At 72.2% G+C, this 17,335-nt stretch carries 14 protein-coding genes; 8 read left to right on the top strand and 6 right to left on the bottom strand.

Annotated features, from left to right (window positions below):
• Positions 1 to 1,802, bottom strand: a 1,802-nt coding sequence (locus ACTJK8_RS27615; protein WP_440762847.1) for a DNA translocase FtsK 4TM domain-containing protein, incomplete at its 3' end; no start/stop codon positions are given.
• A 169-nt stretch (positions 1,803 to 1,971) separates the two neighbouring features.
• On the opposite strand from ACTJK8_RS27615, the gene mtnA reads away from it, so the two are divergent.
• Positions 1,972 to 3,075 carry an S-methyl-5-thioribose-1-phosphate isomerase gene (gene mtnA, locus ACTJK8_RS27610; RefSeq protein WP_440762846.1) on the top strand — a complete coding sequence of 368 codons (1,104 nt, stop codon included), beginning with the start codon at positions 1,972 to 1,974 and terminating at the stop codon, positions 3,073 to 3,075.
• Positions 3,076 to 3,309: 234 nt separating this feature from the next.
• Positions 3,310 to 4,005 (top strand): class I SAM-dependent methyltransferase, encoded by a 696-nt coding sequence (locus ACTJK8_RS27605; protein WP_024828960.1) that lies wholly within the window; start codon positions 3,310 to 3,312, stop codon positions 4,003 to 4,005.
• Between the two features lie 13 nt (positions 4,006 to 4,018).
• Here the strand turns inward: ACTJK8_RS27605 and ACTJK8_RS27600 are convergent, their stop codons facing one another.
• The 3 genes from ACTJK8_RS27600 to pth all read right to left on the bottom strand — a co-directional run bounded on the left by ACTJK8_RS27600 (position 4,019) and on the right by pth (position 7,009).
• Positions 4,019 to 5,008: a MaoC/PaaZ C-terminal domain-containing protein gene (locus tag ACTJK8_RS27600; RefSeq protein WP_012321049.1), complete on the bottom strand. Its 990-nt coding sequence runs from the start codon at positions 5,006 to 5,008 to the stop codon at positions 4,019 to 4,021.
• Positions 5,009 to 5,075: 67 nt separating this feature from the next.
• Entirely contained in the window at positions 5,076 to 6,173 is a 1,098-nt protein-coding gene (ychF, locus tag ACTJK8_RS27595) for a redox-regulated ATPase YchF (protein ID WP_012321050.1), read from the bottom strand.
• Positions 6,174 to 6,400: 227 nt separating this feature from the next.
• Entirely contained in the window at positions 6,401 to 7,009 is a 609-nt protein-coding gene (gene pth / locus ACTJK8_RS27590) for an aminoacyl-tRNA hydrolase (RefSeq protein ID WP_012321051.1), read from the bottom strand.
• Positions 7,010 to 7,298: 289 nt separating this feature from the next.
• Between pth and ACTJK8_RS27585 the strand changes: the two genes are divergently transcribed.
• The gene (locus tag ACTJK8_RS27585) at positions 7,299 to 7,529 is read left to right on the top strand and encodes a hypothetical protein (protein ID WP_012321052.1); all 231 of its coding nucleotides are present in this window, start codon (positions 7,299 to 7,301) and stop codon (positions 7,527 to 7,529) included.
• Between the two features lie 66 nt (positions 7,530 to 7,595).
• Here the strand turns inward: ACTJK8_RS27585 and ACTJK8_RS27580 are convergent, their stop codons facing one another.
• Both ACTJK8_RS27580 and ACTJK8_RS27575 read right to left on the bottom strand, forming a co-directional pair.
• On the bottom strand, positions 7,596 to 9,821 hold the full coding sequence (locus ACTJK8_RS27580; protein ID WP_076730269.1) for an FUSC family protein: 2,226 nt from the start codon (positions 9,819 to 9,821) through the stop codon (positions 7,596 to 7,598).
• A 425-nt stretch (positions 9,822 to 10,246) separates the two neighbouring features.
• Positions 10,247 to 11,194 carry a LysR family transcriptional regulator gene (locus tag ACTJK8_RS27575; protein ID WP_116656906.1) on the bottom strand — a complete coding sequence of 316 codons (948 nt, stop codon included), beginning with the start codon at positions 11,192 to 11,194 and terminating at the stop codon, positions 10,247 to 10,249.
• A 129-nt stretch (positions 11,195 to 11,323) separates the two neighbouring features.
• Here ACTJK8_RS27575 and ACTJK8_RS27570 point away from each other — a divergent pair, with 129 nt between their 5' ends.
• Genes ACTJK8_RS27570 through ACTJK8_RS27550 form a run of 5 tightly spaced genes read left to right on the top strand, consistent with a single transcriptional unit; the run spans position 11,324 to position 17,253 of the window.
• Positions 11,324 to 12,688: a 2-hydroxycarboxylate transporter family protein gene (locus ACTJK8_RS27570; protein ID WP_244633294.1), complete on the top strand. Its 1,365-nt coding sequence runs from the start codon at positions 11,324 to 11,326 to the stop codon at positions 12,686 to 12,688.
• Between the two features lie 18 nt (positions 12,689 to 12,706).
• Positions 12,707 to 13,564 (top strand): HpcH/HpaI aldolase/citrate lyase family protein, encoded by an 858-nt coding sequence (locus tag ACTJK8_RS27565; protein ID WP_440762848.1) that lies wholly within the window; start codon positions 12,707 to 12,709, stop codon positions 13,562 to 13,564.
• Positions 13,561 to 14,802 (top strand): CaiB/BaiF CoA transferase family protein, encoded by a 1,242-nt coding sequence (locus ACTJK8_RS27560; RefSeq protein ID WP_012321057.1) that lies wholly within the window; start codon positions 13,561 to 13,563, stop codon positions 14,800 to 14,802. Before ACTJK8_RS27565 ends, ACTJK8_RS27560 begins: the two co-directional genes overlap by 4 nt.
• 23 nt (positions 14,803 to 14,825) lie before the next feature.
• Complete coding sequence (locus tag ACTJK8_RS27555) at positions 14,826 to 15,782, top strand: amidohydrolase family protein (RefSeq protein ID WP_440762845.1); 957 nt, start codon at positions 14,826 to 14,828, stop codon at positions 15,780 to 15,782.
• Between the two features lie 13 nt (positions 15,783 to 15,795).
• A complete protein-coding gene (locus ACTJK8_RS27550; RefSeq protein ID WP_024828954.1) occupies positions 15,796 to 17,253 on the top strand; it encodes an MmgE/PrpD family protein in 1,458 nt (485 codons plus the stop codon).
• Positions 17,254 to 17,335 lie beyond the last annotated feature (82 nt).

Raw genomic sequence — 17,335 nt, 5'->3', positions numbered from 1 at the left:
GCGATCTTGGCCATCTTCTTGTAGCGCTCCTCCATCTCGCGCACGGCCCACTTGAGGGCGATGACCGCCTTCTTCGGATCGATGACCACGGGGGAGAGCAGGTGCGGGATGCCGTCGTAGACCGACAGCTCCAGCATCTTCGGGTCGACCATGATCAGGCGGCACTCCTCCGGCTTGAGCCGGTAGAGCAGGCTGAGGATCATGGTGTTGATCGCCACCGACTTGCCCGAGCCGGTGGTGCCGGCCACCAGCAGGTGCGGCATGCGCGCGAGGTCGGCGATGATCGGCTCGCCGCCGATGTTCTTGCCGAGGCACAACGCCAGCTTGTGCTTGCTCTCGGCGAAGTCCGTCGAGGCCAGGAGCTCGCGCAGGTACACCGTCTCGCGCTTGGCGTTCGGCAGCTCGATGCCGATGGCGTTGCGGCCGGGCACGACCGCGACGCGGGCCGAGACCGCCGACATCGACCGGGCGATGTCGTCGGCGAGCGCGATCACGCGGCTGGACTTGGTGCCGGGGGCGGGCTCGAGCTCGTAGAGGGTGACGACCGGGCCCGGCCGCACCGCCAGGATGTCGCCGCGCACGCCGAAATCGCCGAGCGTCGCCTCCAGCAGCGTGGCGTTCTGCTCCAGGGCATCGGCCGAGATCAGGCTCGCCTGGGACGGGCCGCGGGGGGCCGCCAGCAGGTCGAGGGCGGGGAGGGCGTAATCCTCGGGGCGGACCGGCGGCGCGGGGGCGCGCCGGGCCGGCACGGGCGCGGCGGGCGGCGGGGCCACCCGCGACGCGGTCGGCTCGGCCCGCGGCGGGACCGGGCGCTGCGGCGCCTCGAACGTGTCCGGATCGTCCTCCGCGTCGTCCCGCGGCGGCGCGGCGCGGCGGGCCGGCGCCGCGGTGGCGTCCTCGGAGGCGTCGAAGACGGGCTCGCGCCGGCTCGCGCCGGCCTGCCGGCCCTCGGGCAGGTGGTCGGCCCAGGGGAGATCGGCGTCCGTGAAGGCGCGGCGGGCCGCGAGGGCGGGCGACGCGCCGTCGATCGGCTCGGCCCGGCCCGCGCGCCACGCGGCGATCCGCTCGGCCGCGGCGCCGCGCAGGCCCATCAGCCCCTGCGCCAGGGCGCCGACACCGACGAGGCCGAGGCTCGGCTCGTCGGAATCCTCGCGCTCGTCCCGGCCCGAATCCCGGCCCCGCGCCGGCGCCCGCCGGACGGGGTAGGGGTCGTCGTGCAGGGGTTCCTCCTCGACGGCGCCGAATCGGCAGGCGCCGGTCAGGCTGAGGATCGCCACCGCGGCGTAGCCGAAGCCGACGAGGTGGGCCGCCGCCGACGAGACCGCGCCGACGATCACCCGCGCCATCGACAGCAGGCCGTCGCCGGCCACGCCGCCGAGGCCGGTGGGCAGCGGCCAGCGGGTCGTCGGCGGGAGCGCGCTCGCCACCGCGCTGGCGGCGCAGAAGCCGATGATCCAGAGCGCGATGCGCAGGCCGCCCTCGGGCAGGTCGCGCTCCCGCATCAGCCGGATGCCCCAGAGGACCGGCGGCAGCACGAAGGCCAGGGAGCCCAGGCCCAGGATCTGCATGGCGAGATCGGCCACGACGGCGCCCGGCTGGCCGAGGACGTTGTGGGCGGCGTGGTCGGTGGCGTGGTTCAGGCTCGGGTCGTCGATCGACCACGTGGCCAGCGCCACGGTCAGGGCGACCGCGCCGGTGAACAGCACGAAGCCGCCGAGCTCCGTCAGGCGCTTGCCCAGGAACGGGCGAACGCTGTCGACGAAAGTCTCGTAGGGCGATGCGGGACGGCGAAGCGAGCGCATGCGGGACCGGACGCGAAACGGGAACTTACCCCCGAGGCTAGGCACGAGCGCCTTAACGACCCGCTAAGGTTGAGGAAGGCTGACCGGCCGCCGGGCGGGGCATCCCCAGGCCGTCGCGCCGGCGCCCGGGAGGATGCAAAAGCCGCCCCGCTGTGGCACAGGAGCGGCCATGAATATCGACGGCCAGCCCTACCGCACGATCTTCCCGGACCCCGACGGCGTCAGCGTCCAGGTGATCGACCAGACCCGCCTGCCCTTCGCGTTCGAGTTGAGGCGCCTCGCCACGCTGGAGGACGCCGCGGTGGCGATCCGCACGATGATCGTGCGGGGCGCGCCCCTGATCGGCGTCACGGCCGCCTACGGGCTGGCGCTCGCCATGCGGGCCGACGCCTCCCACGACGGCATCGACCGGGCGGTGGCGACGCTCGCGGCGACCCGCCCGACCGCGATCAACCTGCGCTGGGCGCTGGACCGGGTCTCCGCCAACCTGCGCCAGACCGCGCCGGACGAGCGCTTCGCCCGCGCCTTCGCGGAGGCCGGCCGCATCGCCGAGGAGGACGTGGCGAGCTGCCGCGCGATCGGCGCCCACGGCGGCCAGATCATCGCCGACCTCCACGCGGCCCGGGGCGGCGACCGGCCGATCACCGTGCTGACCCACTGCAATGCCGGCTGGCTGGCCACGGTGGACTGGGGCACGGCGCTCGCGCCGGTCTACGCCGCCCACGAGCGGGGCGTGCCGGTCCACGTCTTGGTCGACGAGACCCGGCCGCGCAGCCAGGGCGCCGCGCTCACGGCCTTCGAGCTGAACGGCCACGGCGTGCCGCACACGGTCATCGCCGACAATGCCGGCGGCCACCTGATGCAGCACGGCGACGTCGACCTCTGCATCGTCGGCTCGGACCGGACCACGGCGAGCGGCGACGTCTGCAACAAGATCGGCACCTACCTGAAGGCGCTGGCGGCCCACGACAACGGCGTGCCGTTCTACGCCGCCCTGCCGTTCTCGACCATCGACTGGACGCTCGACGACGGGGTGAAGGAGATCCCGATCGAGGAGCGCGACGGGCGCGAGGTCACCCACATGACCGGCCGGCTGCCCGACGGCGGCTTCGCCACGATCGAGGTCGTCTCCCCCGGCAGCCCGGTGGCCAACCCCGCCTTCGACGTGACGCCGTCGCGCCTCGTGACCGGGATCATCACGGAGCGCGGCATCTGCGACGCGAGCCGCGAGGGCCTGCACGGGCTCTACCCGGAGCGCCGGAGCGCGGCGTGAGGGCGGAGTTCCGGGCGGCCGCGGCCGCCCGGCGCAGTATCCGGGGCGTCCCGAACGCGGTGTGACCGAAAAGGCAGCCTCGGGGGCAATTCGCGCCCCGTATCCACGCCGATGCTTCCCCGGCTCGACGGTGTTCGGCACAACGGATGCTGGACCGCCGCGGGGAAGAACACGTCTCGACGGCGGACGGACTGATCATCCCAGTCCGATCTCGATGCCTTCGAGGTGGCCGCGATGGCGAGATTTCATTTCGTCGAGGATTACGAGGCGTACGTACGCCAATTGACGCGCGACTTGCCCCTGGACGAGGCGATGAGCGTGGCGGTGGGCGGCGACTACGACCGGATCGGCGCGATCGAGTGCGAGATCCTCCACCATTTCGGGCTCCGGGACGGCCAGTCGGTGGTCGATTTCGGCTGCGGCTCCGGGCGCCTGGCGGTTCACCTCGCCCGCACCGGCACCGTCGCGTATCTCGGCCTCGACGTCGTCCAGGAGCTGCTGGACTACGCCAAGCGCCGCTGTCCCAAGGATTACCGCTTCGCCAGGAACACGGCGCTGTCGCTGCCGGTCGCCGACGGCAGCGTCGACCTCGTCTCGGCCTTCAGCGTGTTCACGCATCTCCTGCACACGGAGTGCTACATCTACCTGGAGGAGATGCACCGCGCCCTCAGGCCCGGCGGCCGCGTCGTGGCCTCGTTCCTCGAGTTCAGCATGGCCTCGCACTGGGGCGTCTTCACCAAGACGGTCGGCGAGCAGCGCACCAGCACGGTGCCGCACCTCAACACGTTCATCGAGCGCAGCGTCTGGCAGACCTGGGCGGACCATATCGGCTTCGACAGCGTGGCGTTCCTCGACGGAACGGCGGCGCCGTGGCCGTCGGGCGCGCATCTGGGCCAGTCCCTCGCGGTGCTCGGCAAGGCTCCGGCCTGACGGCCGGGCCCGCTCAGGGCTCCCAGCGGTGGAAGACCGCGCTGTCGAAGGCGAAAACCGCCTCGCCGCGCTGGTTCACCCCGGTGTTGCGCGCGAAGGCCAAGCCCCAGCCGGGCCGTGACGCCGAGGCGCGCTTGTCGGTGAGCTTGGCGCTGAAGCGCACCGTGTCGCCCGCGTAGACGGGCTTCAGCCAGCGCAGGTTCTTGAACCCGGGGGAGGGCCCCGCCTCCGGCACCGGCCCGCGGCTGGCCGTGTAGGCGGCGTCCCGGGCGCGGGTCGTGAGCATCCGGTTCATGTAGGCGGCGGTCGTGTGCCAGCCGGAGGCGCAGAGGCCGCCGAAATGGCTGCGCCTGGCCGCGTCGTGGTCGAGGTGGAAGGCCTGCGGATCGTAGGCCCGCGCGAAGGCCACGATCGCCTCGGCGGTGAACGGGTAGGCGCCCAGGTCGCGCACGGCCCCGATCTCGGCATCCCGCAGGAACGGCAGGATCTCGGCATCCTCCGGCTCGGCGACCGGCCCCGGCACGCCGGTCTCCACCGGCCGCGGGGGCAGGGGGTCGGTGCCGCGGCGGGCGAGCATGAAGGTGAAGCGCTGGGTCAGCACCGTCTCAGCCCGCTGGTTGCCGAGGGCGACCTCGGCGGTCACGAAGCCGAGGCCGGGCTTCGTGGCCGAGTCGCGCAGGCCCGCGACCCGGAAGGTCAGCGTCAGGGCGTCGCCGGGCAGGACCGGCGCGAGCCAGCGCAGCTCGTCGATGCCCGGCGCGCCGAGCGACGAGCCGCCCCGGAACGGCCCCTGCTGGAGCAGCCGCATGCCCAGGGCCGCCGTGTGCCAGCCCGAGCCGATCAGCCGGCCCGCGAAGGTCGTCTCCGCCGCCGCCTCGTCGAGGTGGAACGGCTGGAAGTCGAAATCCTTCGCGAAGCCCACGATGTCGTCGCGGGTCACCGTCAGCGGCTCCCCGACGATCACGTCGCCGACGGAGAAGTCTTCGAGGGCGGGATCGGGCATGGCGGGCTCGTCTCGTTGATCAGCGGGGCGGGGATGAAGCGCGCGCACCGTGCCGACAGCACCGGCCTCAGTTGGCGAAGCGGAAGTGCAGCACGTCGCCGTCCTGCACCACGTAATCCTTGCCCTCCAGCCGGAGCTTGCCGGCGTCCCGGGCCCCGGCCTCGCCGTTGAGGGTCGTGTAATCCTTGAACGCGATCGTCTCGGCGCGGATGAAGCCCTTCTCGAAATCCGAGTGGATCACCCCGGCCGCCCCGGGGGCGCGGGTGCCCTTGGTGATCGTCCAGGCGCGGGCCTCCTTGGGGCCGACCGTGAAGTAGGTGACGAGGCCGAGCAGGTCGTAGCCGGCGCGGATCACCCGGTTCAGGCCCGGCTCGGTGAGCCCCACCGCCTCCAGGAACTCGGCCTGGTCGGCCTCCGGCATCACGGCGATCTCGCTCTCGATCTTGGCCGAGACCACCACCGCCACGGCGCCCTCCGCCCTGGCGCGGGCGAAGACCGCGTCCGAGTAGGCGTTGCCCTTGTCGGCGTCGCCCTCGTCGACGTTGCAGACGTAGAGGACGGGCTTGGCGGTCATCAGGCCGAGCTGCTGGAACAGCCTCTCCTCGTCGGGCTTGCGCTCCACGAGGCGGGCGGGCTTGCCGTCGCGCAGGAGCGGCAGGGCGCGGTTGACGAGGTCGAGGGTCTCCTTGGCCTCCTTGTCGGCGCCCTTGGCCTTCTTCTCCAGCGACTGGGCGCGGCGCTCCAGGCTGTCGAGGTCGGCGAGCATCAGCTCGGTCTCGATGGTCTCGATATCGGCGGCCGGATCGACCTTGCCCTCCACGTGGGTGACGTCGCCGTCCGTGAAGCAGCGGACCACGTGGGCGATGGCGTCGACCTCGCGGATATTGGCCAGGAACTGGTTGCCCAGGCCCTCGCCCTTGGAGGCGCCGCGGACGAGGCCGGCGATGTCCACGAAGGTCAGCCGCGTCGGGATGATCTCCTTCGAGGACGCGATCCGGGCGAGGTCAGTCAGCCGCGGATCCGGCACCGCCACCTCGCCGACATTCGGCTCGATGGTGCAGAACGGGTAGTTCGCCGCCTGGGCGGCCGCCGTCTGCGTCAGCGCGTTGAAGAGGGTCGACTTGCCGACGTTCGGCAGGCCGACGATGCCGCATTTGAAGCCCATGGGTCAGTTCCGTCGCAGCGCGTCGTCGGGCGACGCGCGGAATGGGTTGATGAGAATCGGGTCCGCGAACACGCCGCGCGCCCTGTCCTCGGTCGAGCACGCGCGGCACCGACGCGCCGGGCCGCGGCCGCCGGGAGGCAATCGAACCGCCGACAGCCGGGCGCGACGCGCACCGCCTTCATCGGACCCTCTCGCCCGCCCCGATATCCCGTCCCCGTGTGGGCGTGTCAATTTCTGGCGCCCAGCGTCTTCACGTCGTCCCAGCCGCGGCCGGCCATGGCGAGGTGGACCTTGTTCTGGAAGCTCGCGTCCTCGCCGGCGGCGAGCAGGGCGGCGTGGTCGGCCACCGCCCGGCAGAGATCCTCGACCCAGGGCAGCTCGGCCTTGCCGAAATCGTTGAGCACGTAGGCATGGACCAGCGCCTTGTCGCCGGGATGACCGATGCCGAGCCGCACCCTCCGGTAGTCGTTGCCGCACTGCGCGGTGATCGAGCGCAGGCCGTTATGGCCGGCATTGCCGCCGCCGCGCTTCACCCGGAGCTTGGCGGGGGCGAGGTCGAGCTCGTCGTGCAGCACGATCACGTCGGCCAGCGGGATCTTGTAGAAGCGCTGCGCCTCCGAGACCGCGCGGCCGGACTCGTTCATGAAGGTCGAGGGCTTCAGCAGGATCGCCCGCTCGGTGCCCAGCACCACCTCGGCGGCCTCGCCCTGGAAGCGGTGGCGGAACGGGCTCGCCCGGTGCTGGCGGGCGATCGCGTCGACGGCGAGGAAGCCGATATTGTGGCGGTTGCCCGCGTAGCGCGCGCCCGGGTTTCCGAGGCCGACGATCAGCCGCATGGTCTGCATCCCTTTCAGGCCGCGGTCTGTGCCACGCTTCGGCGCGGGACGCATCCCCGGCCGGGCCGGTCTCCGGCCTCCCGGCCCGCGCCGCGTCTCCCCGTGCGCCAGCGCACGGCGGCGCGCGAACCCGGGGCAGAGTATCCCCGTTGAGAGGTCACATTCGGCCAAGCAAAGCCGGAGCGATCAAGACCGCCGCCCAGCGCATCGCGACGACGATCTTCCTCACTCGACACGGTTGACCGGATGACTTCCCGTCGAAGTCATACGAAGACACTAGGAGATCACCATGACCGTCCGCATGCTCGCCGCCGCCGCCCTGGTCGCCGCGGTCGCCACGCCCGCCCTCGCGCAGGGCCTCGATTCGAAGCACTCGCCCTACCCGGCCTCGGCCTATTCGGGCTGGGTCGGCAACGCCCCCGCCCTGTACCGGAACGACGCCGGTCCCGCGCGGGCGGCCGCCTACCGCTACAGCGGCCCGCATGCCGGCGGCCCGGCCAACGCCCTGCCGCGGTTCTGACGGGAGACCGGGCCCGCGGGAACGCCGCGGGACCGGCCCTCGCGCGGGGCTCGGCAGGCCCGTCCGTCAGGACGGCAGGACCGGCTGGCCCGCGCGCGCGTCGGTCCCGCGCCCGGTCTCAAGCGCCCCGCCATCGTCCCCCGCCGCGGCCCGGATCTCCCCGGGGCGCAGGGTCCCGACCAGAAGATCGACCTGACTGACGAGGCGCACGAGCGATTGCCCGCGATCCAGCGCGGGCCGCTCGGGCACGGGCCTGTCGGCACCCAGGGCCGCCAGGGTCGCGCTGATCCAGGCCCGCCAAGGCTCCGCCTCGGGGGCGGCCGCCTCCGGGGCGTGCCGCAGGACGATGAGCCGGGCGCTGATCCGGCGCAGGGTCGCGTCGGCCACCAGGGCGGATTCCACCTCCGGGTGGCTGCCGGCCCGGGGCTGCTGCAGGGCGCGGGACAGCGCCGCTTCCAGATCGTTGAGGGCGAGGCCGGCCTCGCGGCTCTGCGCCGCGATCGCGGTCTCGCGGCCCTCGCCGGGCGGCGCGCGGAGCACCGCCTCGGCGAGGCCGGCCTGCGCCCTGAGCGCCCGGCGCAGTTCCTGCCGGACCTGATCGGGCTCCCAGATCGGCCAGAGCACCAGGCAGCTCGCCACCGCGATCACGCCGCCCAGCACCGTGAAGCCGCCCCGCATGGCGACGATCTCCCAGGAGCTGTGGCCGGGCTCCAGCAGTTCGACGAGCAGCACCACGAGGGGCGTCAGGCAGGTGACGAAGAAGCCGTAGGAGATCTGGCGCGCCGCGAAGCCGACGATGCTGAGCACCAGGATCAGCCCGGCCTCCGCCAGCGGGCTCGTGGCGTAGTAGGCGAGCACGGCGCCCACGAGGCCGCCCAGCACCGTGCCGCCGATCCGCTCCAGCGCCCGCTGCCACGTCGCCGCGTAGAAGGGCTGCATGGTGAGCACCACGGTCATCACCAGCCAGTGCGTGAAGGCGCCCGCGTAGGTCAGGGTCGCGGCGAGCGCCGGCGCCGCGACCGCGCTCGCCCGCAGGGCGTGCCGCAGGTTGGGCGAGGCCAGGGTGAAGTTCTGCGCCAGCGGCCCGACGTAGCGGGTCCAGCGGTCGAGGCTGCCGCCCTCCGTGATCGTGCCGCCGGGCCGGTAGCCGTCCGGCGTCGACAGCTTGGCGCCGATCCGCACGCGCCCGACGATCCGGTCGGCGAGGCGGGCCAGGGTCGGGTCCTCCGACAGGCCCTCGGCCACCCGGGCGATGGAGTGCTCCAGGCGGGCGAGGTCGAGGTTGACGTCGTCGCGGATCGCCCGGGCGATGGTCACCAGCAGGGGGCGCAGGCGCCGAAGGAACACCTTGGCGAGCGCCCGGCGGCGCGCGTCGGGGCGGCTGTCGATCAGTTCGCCCACGGCGATCAGGGCGGCGAAGATCTGCTCGGCGCTCTCCAGGCGCAGCAGGGCCTGGGCGGTGCGGTCGGAGACGCGCTCGCGGGAGCGGGCGAGGTCGAGGATCATGGTCCGGGCGGTCTCGATGCTCGCCCGCACGCCGCGCCGGTGGCCCCGCGCGTGGCCGTCGAAGGCGGCCGTGTCGGGCTCCGGCAGGGCGACGAGCCGCTCGAGGTCGCCGCAGAGCCGGGCGAGGTTGTGCCAGACCTCCGCCACGGCCCGGTGGGCCGGGCGGTACGGGTGCAGCCGCCAGATGACCAGGGCCAGGAAGGTCGCCCAGAGACCGCCGGCCGCGAACATCGCCGCGGTGACGGCCGCCTGCGCCCCGTCGAGCGGCCGGTCGAGGGCGATGCACAGCACCACCACGAGCACGTTGCCGGCCGACTGGGCCTGCACGCTCCAGACGCGCGCGTACGAGCAGGCGAAGATCAGCGCGCAGGCAACCGGGACGACCACCGGCAGGCCGAGGGGCTGGATCAGGCCGAGGCCGGCCCAGAGCAGGCCGCCGAGGAACGAGAAGGCGGTGAGGACGCGCAGTCGCGCGCGCATCGGGCCGCCGTTGTCGCAGAAGCAGGCGAGGTTGGCGGCGAGCGCCATGGTCAGCAGCGGCGACCACTGGATCCAGATGTTGAGGAGGATGACGACGCCGAACGCGAAGGCGGCGCGCACGCCCTCCACGAGACGCACGTTCCGGAGATCGAGACCCGTGGGCAGGCGCCGCAGGTCGCCGCCGGGCCGGCTCAGGCTGCCCCGGCCGGCCGCGAGGCGGCGCCGCCGGAGACGTCCGGGGGGCGAGGCTGTGGGACTCGGCGCGGTCAAGCTCGGTCTCCCGACGGGGGCGCGGCGCCCCGGCATGAACCGCGCTCCGGCCTGACCGGATCCGCGGCAGCGCGCAACCCCGGCCCGCGGCCGGCGCGGGATCGCGGGGCGCGTGCAGCGCATCACCGCACATCGCCGCACATCGCCGCACATCGCCGCACATCGCCGCACATCGCCGCACATCGCCGCACGGCATCCTCAGCGAACCGCTCGCCCGAGGCTAGTCGGATGCTGCCACGGCGGCCCGGAAACCCATCGCAGCTCCTCAGCCGGGAGAGGGCCCGGTCGAGAGCCGGCTCATTCCAGCTTGGCTTCCGCGGTATCTCCGACGTCGTCGGTCATGCGCCGGACGCGGCGCGGGCAGCCCTGTTCCGCCAACCGCCCGTCCCGCGTTGCCCCCTCCCGGTCATGCAGGGCGTTGACGGCGGATCCCGAGAGCGAGATTTTCCGGCGGCACGCCCTCATCGGCGCAGGAGGGCGGCGCCGTCCGGATCTCCTCGCAGTGCAAACTCATCGAGATCCGTCGACAGTTCAGCCTTGAGTGCCTCGTAGAACATGGCTGCGGCCGGCGTCAGGGAGGTATTGCGGCGGCGCACCAGACTGATCGTGCGGTAGATCGCGGGCTCGGTCAGCAAGACCTCAACGAGATCGTCGCGCGGAGAAGCGCCCCCGAGGGCCGCCGGGAGAATCGCGGCGCCGATGCCGGCCGACACCAGCGCCAGGGCGGTCGGCGTGCTCTCGACCACGAACCGACCGCGCGGCGGCAAGTCCGCGGCTGCCAGTTGAGCCTCGACGCGCGCCCGGTTGCCGCTGGCGCCGCCGAGCGTCACGAGATCCGTACCGGATAACTCGGTCCACCGAAGCTCGCGCCGTCCGGCCAGCGGATGGCTGCGGTGGCAGATCAGCACGAACGGATCCCGCACGAGCCGATCCTCGAGGAGATCGGCATCGGCCTCCTGCTGGATGTGGATCCCGAAATCCGCCTCACCCTTGCGCACGGCTTCGGTGACCAGCGCGCCGGAGCGTTCGAGGATCTGCACCCGGTTCTGCGGATGATCGCGCGCGTAGGCCTGCAGAACCGCCGGCATCCGACGGAAGGCAATCGATTGGACGGTCGCGACGGTGACGTCGCCGACGCCCAGCCGAGAGGTCGTGCGCAAGCGCTCGATCCCCTGGGTGAAGTCGGCGATGAGCCGCGTGGCCAGCGGCAGGAACTCGCGGCCGACGGCGCTGAGGCGCACCGTCCGCGTGGTGCGGTCGAGGAGCATCGCGCCGAGGAAGCCCTCGAGCTTCTGGATCCGCCGGGTGAGCGCGGTCTGGGTCAAGCCGAGACTCTCGGACGCCCGGCGGTAGCTGCCGAGCTCCGCGATGAGAACGAAGGCCTGAACACCGTCGACGGGGAGTTTCATGCCGGAGCGTCATGAATTGATGCGATCAATTCATTTTACTCGACCATGCCGCTGCGGGACAAGGCGCGGGGCGACGCCTGCCCGACACGATGCGACTCCGGCTGAACACGGGGCGATGCGGAGGAAACGATGACTGCGCGTGCCGCTGCCGGGTCCACGGTCGCGACCTCGACCCGCTCGATATCGACGCCGAAACCCTTCTGGACTCAGGCCATGGAGACGCGGGTCGGCATCGTCCCGCTGCCCGTCTATGTGCTGCTGCTGGCCCTCATCGCGGCCTTCGCCGTCAGGGGTAAGATCTCGGGCGAAGTGACGGTGATGATCGCCGTCCTGGTCGCGGGGGGCTTCACCTGCGCCGAGATCGGCCGGCGGATCCCGCTGCTGCGGGCGGTCGGCGGATCGTCCCTGGTGACGATCTTCCTGCCCTCGTTCCTCGTCGCCCACCAGCTCCTGCCGGCGCCGCTGGTGCAGTCGGTGACGACCTTCACCAAGTCGACGAACTTCATCTACCTGTTCATCACTGCCGTGGTGGTCGGCTCGATCCTGAGCATGGACCGTCGGGTGCTGATCCAGGGCTTCGCCAAGATCTTCGTGCCCCTGGCGCTGGGGTCGCTCGCCGGCCTCCTCGTGGGCGGAAGTGTCGGCTGGCTCGTCGGCATCGGCTTCTGGCGGTCGATCCTCTACGTCGTGGTGCCCGTGATGGCCGGGGGCGTCGGCGAGGGCGCGATCCCGCTCTCGGTCGGCTACGCGGAGGCGCTGGGCGTCGACCACGGCGGGATGCTGGGGCAGATCCTGCCGCTGGTGTTCTTCGGGAACCTCGTCGCCATCGTCATCTGCGGCGCCCTGAACACGCTGGGCAAGCGCCGCCCCGACCTCACCGGCAACGGCCGGCTCCAGCCCGCCGCTGACGGAGACACGGAGGCCGACCACGGTGCGGCTCACCGCAACACCTCCGGGATCGACGTCGCCACCGTCGCGGCCGGCGGCATCACCGGCATCGCCGTCTACGTCTTCGGCACGCTGATCCACGCGCTGATCGGATTACCCGCGCCGGTGGCGATGCTGTTCCTCGTCGTCCTCGCGAAGCTGCTGCGGGCGGTTCCGGCCTCGCTGGAGGAAGGCGCCCGCGTGGTGTTCCGCTTCTTCGTGGTGGCGGTGACCTATCCGCTGCTGTTCAGCACGGCGGTGGCGCTGACTCCCTGGCACGAGCTGGTCGAGGCGTTCCACCCGGCCAACCTCGTCACCATCGTGGCGACCGTGCTCGCGCTGACCGGCACCGGCTACGTCGTCGGGCGCTGGCTCGCCATGTACCCGATCGAGACCGCGATCGTGAACGCCTGCCACAGCGGCCTCGGCGGCACGGGCGACGTGATGATCCTGACCGCCGCCGAGCGGATGGAACTGATGCCCTTCGCCCAGGTCGCGACGCGGATCGGCGGGGCCCTCACCGTCACCGTGGCCATCGTCGCGATGGCGCATTTCAAGATCGCCTGACGGAGGCGCGCCGTGCTGATGCGCTCCAAGCTGTTCGTCCCGGCCTCCCGGCCCGAATTGTTCGCGAAGGCCGCCACCGGCCCCGCCGACGCCCTCTCCTTCGACCTGGAGGACGCCGTGCCGGAAGCCCGCAAGGACGAGGCGCGGGACACGCTCGCGACCTATCTGCGGGAAGCGCCGACCACCCTGCGCAAGGTGGTCGTGGTGCGGGTCAACGCCCCCGGCACCGGGCATTTCGCGCGCGACCTCGAGGCGGTGTCCCTGCCGCGCACGGATCTCATCAACCTGCCGATGGTCGAGGATCCGGCCGCCATCATCGAGGCGGCCGCGCGCCTCGACCGCCTCGATCCGACGGGTCGCATTCGCCTCCTCGTCAACATCGAGACCCCGAGAAGCCTCCGCCGGGCGGCTGACCTCGCCTGCGCCCATCCCCGCGTCGCCGGCCTGCAGATCGGCTACGCCGATCTGCTGGAGCCGTGCGGCATCGTCCGGCACGACGAAGTCGCCCTCGCTCAGATCCGCGTCGCCGTCCGGCTCGCCGCCGCCGAGGCCGGCCTGCCCGCCTATGACGGAGCCTTCGCGGCGGTGAGGGACCCCGAGGCCTTCCGCGCCGAGTGCGAGGCGGCCCGCCGCCACGGCTTCGCGGGCAAGACCTGTATCCACCCGTCCCAGGTCGACATCGCCAACGCCGCCTTCCTGCCGAGCCCGGACGCGGTGGCGTGGTCGCGCCGCATCCTGGCGGCGGCCGCCGAGGCCGAGGCGCGGGGTCTCGGCGCCATCCTCGTGGACGGGCGGATGATCGATCCGCCCTTCCTGGCCCGCGCCCGCGCCGTCGTGGCGCTGTCCGATCTCCACACCGCGACGGAAGTCCCATGACCGAGCGCGAACTGCACCGGCGCGCCTACCGACCCGAGGCCCGGGGTATCCTCGACGGGGTGCGCATCCTCGACCTCTCCCGGCTCTTCGCCGGCAACGTCCTGACGCAGATGCTCGGCGATTTCGGTGCCGAGGTGATCAAGGTCGAGCCCCCCGAGGGCGACACCCTGCGCGCCTGGAAGACCGAGGGCGTCGAGACCCACTGGAAGATCTACGCCCGCAACAAGAAGAGCCTGTGCCTGTCGCTGCGCGATCCCCGCGCCGTCGAGGTGCTCCGCGCGCTCGTGCCCTCCTGCCAGATGCTGATCGAAAGCTTCCGCCCCGGGGTGCTGGAAGCGATGGGCCTCGCGCCGGAGTCTCTGCACGCCCTCAATCCCGGATTGACGATCATCCGCATCTCCGGCTGGGGGCAGGACGGGCCCTACGCGCAGCGGCCCGGCTTCGGCACGGTCATCGAGGGCTTCTCGGGCTTCGCCGCCATGAACGGCTTCGCCGACCGCGAGCCCGTGCTGCCGCCGATGTACCTCGCGGACGGCGTCGCCGGACTCACCGGCGCCTCGGCCGCCATGATCGCCCTGCGCGAGGTCGAGGTGAACGGCGGCCGGGGGCAGGTGATCGATCTGCCGCTTCTGGATCCGCTCTTCGCGATCCTCAGCCCGCAGGCCGCCCATTACCGGCTCACCGGCAAGGGAAAGCCGCGGACCGGCTCGCGCTCGACGAACTCGGCGCCGCGCAACGCCTACCGGTGCAGCGACGGGCTCTATGTCGGCCTGTCGGGCTCGATCCAGAAGATGGCCGAGCGCCTGTTCCGGGCGATCGGGCGCCCCGACCTCGTGGACGATCCGCGCTTCCGCACCAACGCCGACCGGCTGCGCCACGTGGACGAGCTCGACGCGATCATCGGCGCCTTCATCGCGGAGCGGACGCAGGACGAGAACGTCGCGTTCTTCGAGGCCGCCGAGGTGACGATCGGCCCGATCAACGATGCGGCCAAGCTCGTCGCCGACCCGCACGTGGTCGAGCGCGAACTCATCGCCGACTATCCCGACCCCGACATGGGGCTCATCCCCATGCACGCCGTCGTGCCGCGGCTCCACGACCGGCCGGGCGCGATCCGCACGCCCGCGCCCACCCTCGGCCAGCACAACCGCGAGGTGCTGGGGCAGATCGGCATCGCGGGCGCGGCCTTTGACGACCTCGTCGCCGCGGGCGTGGTCCGCAGCGGCGACGCCCGCTGACGACAATGACAGGGAGGCTGGGAATGCCCACGCTGACACGCCGCGGCTTCGTCGCGGCCGCCATGGCCGGCATGGCCGGCATGGCCGGCATGGCCGGCATGGCAACGTCCGACTGGGCGCGCGCGACCGACGGATCGGTGCCGAACTCGGCCGGGACCGAGCGGCCGCGCCATCATGCGCCGGCCCGGGCCTGCGATTGCCACTTCCACATCATCGACGCGCGCTTCCCGCCGCCGGACACGCCCAAGCCCCCGGGCATGACCTTCGACGCGTATCGCCTGCTCCAGGCGCGTCTCGGCACGACCCGCGCCGTGCCGGTCCAGCCGAAGAATCACGGCACCGACCCGTCCTGTCTGCTGGACGCCCTCGCGCGCTTCGGCGGGAACGGGCGCGGCATCGCCGTCCTGCGCCCGGACGTCACCGACGTCGAGCTGAAGCGCCTCGACGCCGGCTACGTCCGCGGCCTTCGCTTCAGCGTGTGGAATCCCAACGACACGGTGGCCCCCATCGCGACGATCGAGCCCCTCGCCAAGCGCATCGCCGATCTCGGCTGGCACGTGCAGTTGCACATGTCCGGGAACCAGATCCGGGAGAACGAGGCCCTGCTGAACAGGCTGCCATGCCCCATCGTGTTCGACCACATGGGCCGCCTCGACCCGGCCAGGGGGCCCGACGATCCCGCCTTCGCGACCATCGCCGGACTGGTCGAGAAGGGCCGGGCCTGGGTGAAGCTCGCCGGCGCCTACCTCAACACCGAGGCCGGTCCGCCCGGCTATCCGGACGCGACGCGCACCGCTCAGGCCTTCGTGCGGCTCGCCCCCGAACGCCTCGTCTGGGGTAGCGACTGGCCGCACGTCACGGAGAAGCACAAGCCCGACGACGCGGTGCTGTTCGACCTGCTCTCCGACTGGGCCGGCAGCGCCGCTGCCCGCGACAGGATCCTCGTCGACAACCCGGCGACGCTCTACGGCTTCGCCTGAACGGGAGGGCGCGATGCGGATCCCGACCGACCCCTCCCGCCGTCAGGTGGCCGCGTGGCTGGCCGCGGCCGCATCCCTTGCCGCCGCACCGGCGAGGGCCGCCTCCGGTGACGGGCCGCCCCTCGCCGACCGGCTCGCGGCCTACGCCCACGCCCTGCGATTCGAGGATCTCGACACGGCCACGGTCGAGACCGCGAAGGTCCATCTGATCGACGCGCTGGGATGCGGGCTAGCCGCCCTCAATGCCGGCCCGGTGCGGATCTGTCGGGACATTGCGCTCAGCGACGGAGCGGGTGCCGCGACGGTGCTCGGCACGGACCGGCGGAGCAGCCCGGAACTCGCAGCCTTCGCCAACGGCGTCGCCATCCGCTACGCGGATTTCAACGACGTCTATGTCGGCCGCGAGCCCGGTCACCCCAGCGACGCCATCGCCGCCTGCCTCGCCGTCGCCGAGGCCGAGCGTGCGACCGGCCGCGAACTGATCGCTTCGATCGCCCTCGCCTACGAGATCAATTGCCGCCTGCTCGATGCCGCGGAAGTAACGGGGCGTGGCTGGGACCATCCGGTCTACTGCCTGCCTGCCTCCGCGCTGGCATCGGGCCGGCTGATGCGTCTCTCCCCGGAAGCCCTGACCCAGGCCGTCAATCTCGCGATCAACGGCCATATCGCCATGAACCAGACCCGCGTCCAGACGCTCTCGGACTGGAAGGGCGTGGCCGATGCCGAGGCGACCCGCGCAGGCGTGTTCGCCGCGCGCCTCGCCCGCGCCGGTCTCACGGGCCCGGCGCCGATCTTCGAAGGCCGCGCCGGATTCTTCAAGCAGGTCTCGGGCCCGTTCACCGTCGACGTGGCGACGTTCGGCGGTGAGGGGCGCCCCTTCCGGATCTCGCGATGCGGGATCAAGCCCTATCCGGCCCAAGTCTATTGCCTGACGGCGATCCCGGCGGCGATCGACGTCGTCACGGAAGCCGGTGGTGTCGACGCCGTTCAGAGCCTGCGCATCGACACGACCCATCTCGGCTACGTCACCGCCGGCCGCGACCGCGAGAAGTGGCGCCCGACGACGAAGGACACCGCCGATCACAGCCTGCCCTATATCACCGCGCGGGCGATGCTCGACGGAGCCATCACCAACGACAGCTACGCCCCCGACAGGCTGAGCGATCCGGCCCTGCTCGCCCTCATTGACCGGATCACCGTCGCCGAGGACCCTGCCCTCACGGCGATGCAGCCGAAAGCGGTGCCGAACCGACTGACCGCGACGCTGAGGGATGGGCGCGAGATCGTGAGGCAGGTCGACGACGTGCCGGGATTCGTGTCGAGGCCGATGACCCGCGACGACGTCGAACGCAAGTTTCGCATGAACGCGGGCGAGCGTCTCGATCCGCTCGAGGTGCGTCGCGTCCTCGACGCCTTCTGGACGATCGATGAACGACCCGACCTGTCCGGTCTGCTCGCGCTCCTGTCCTGAGCAACCCGCAGAAGCGCGTCCCTTCCGCTTTCGGCCGGATCGGCGGGCTGCTTCGAGCCCGTTCGGCCGCGTCACGCGACGT

Origin of the sequence: Methylobacterium sp. 22177, assembly GCF_052045615.1 — a bacterium.
Taxonomy (GTDB): Bacteria; Pseudomonadota; Alphaproteobacteria; order Rhizobiales; family Beijerinckiaceae; genus Methylobacterium; species Methylobacterium radiotolerans.
Note: the sequence above shows the minus strand (reverse complement) of the source record. Positions and strands in the feature narration are given on the sequence as shown.